Origin of the sequence: Shewanella sp. 10N.286.45.A1, assembly GCF_041470405.1 — a bacterium.
Classification (GTDB): domain Bacteria; phylum Pseudomonadota; class Gammaproteobacteria; order Enterobacterales; family Shewanellaceae; genus Shewanella.
This window is the reverse complement of the sequence record NZ_JBFRMK010000028.1, coordinates 1-1,072: the sequence shown is the minus strand read 5'-3', so window position 1 is coordinate 1,072 and position 1,072 is coordinate 1. Positions and strand designations below refer to the sequence as shown.

The 1,072-nt window shown below is 40.6% G+C and carries 1 protein-coding gene; it reads right to left on the bottom strand.

Translation table 11 applies throughout. The features are described 5' to 3' along the window. Window positions 1-119 precede the first annotated feature (119 nt). Complete coding sequence (gene lepB, locus AB4238_RS02565) at window positions 120-791, bottom strand: signal peptidase I (RefSeq protein ID WP_372031033.1); 672 nt, start codon at window positions 789-791, stop codon at window positions 120-122. Window positions 792-1,072 lie beyond the last annotated feature (281 nt).

Genomic DNA, 1,072 nt, shown 5'->3' with positions numbered 1-1,072 from the left:
GTTATGAGCTTTTCACTTAGCCAGCTAAGCTTTATCGCTCAAGCCTTGTACTAGAAGCATTATTCCTTACGGTAAAGAATCGAACAAAAACTAAGCTCGAAAGATAAGCAGCCCCTAGATTATAGCGAATGGAAAAAGCGTTCTTGCCTAGGTAGGTAGTAATTATCATAGTTTGCTGAAAACACTACGCTGCTTGAACGACCAACAATTTCAGTTCTAGGGACGAAGCCAATCATTCTAGAGTCACCACTATTATCGCGATTATCCCCCAGTACTAAGTAGTGTCCCTCAGGGACGGTGATAGGGCCAAAGCTTGATTGTGGAGTCATAACGCCTTGCCCTGAAAAGCCAGCCACTTTTATTTGATGATTGAGCCCGAGTAAGTTCTCTGTACGTGTTTCAGAACCGTCAGAGTGCAGCGTGTGAGATCCACTATAGGTAAGAGTATTACCATTGATTGAAAGTACATTGTCATGCATTGAGACAGAATCTGTTGGTAGACCAATTACTCTTTTAACCAGTTTTTTATTACTTGCCTTAGAGTCAAAAATAACAATGTCGCCGCGTTGTGGGTCAGCAAGTTTAGCGATAGATATGTGGGTAAATGGAACGCGTAAATCGTAAGCCATCTTATTCACTAGCAAACGGTCGCCTTCGATAATAGTCGGCTTCATTGAGCCTGTGGGGACATGGTTCCAATCGGCGACAGCACTTCTAAACACCAGCATTAGAGACAAAAATAGCAGTAGCGAACGGTTTTGTTTAAGCAGCTTGATTAGTCTCTTCATAATAGTTCCTTTATTGATTGAGAGCGTGTTAGCTAAACAGTATGACTTCAGTATTCATTTATGGTTCTAAATTTGGCCAAGTCAAAAAGTAACTAAATATTAAAAAATGAAGAATAGCTGACTGCAGCAGAGCATTTGGACGCTGATTTGCAGAAAAAGACAGCGATAAAACAGCTTTATTGCAAAAAAAACGCTTAATGGTCTAAATGTTGCTCAGTTAAGCAAATATAGGCTTTACATTAGAACTGAGTTTCCCTATTATTCACGGCGTTCGGAGAGATGGC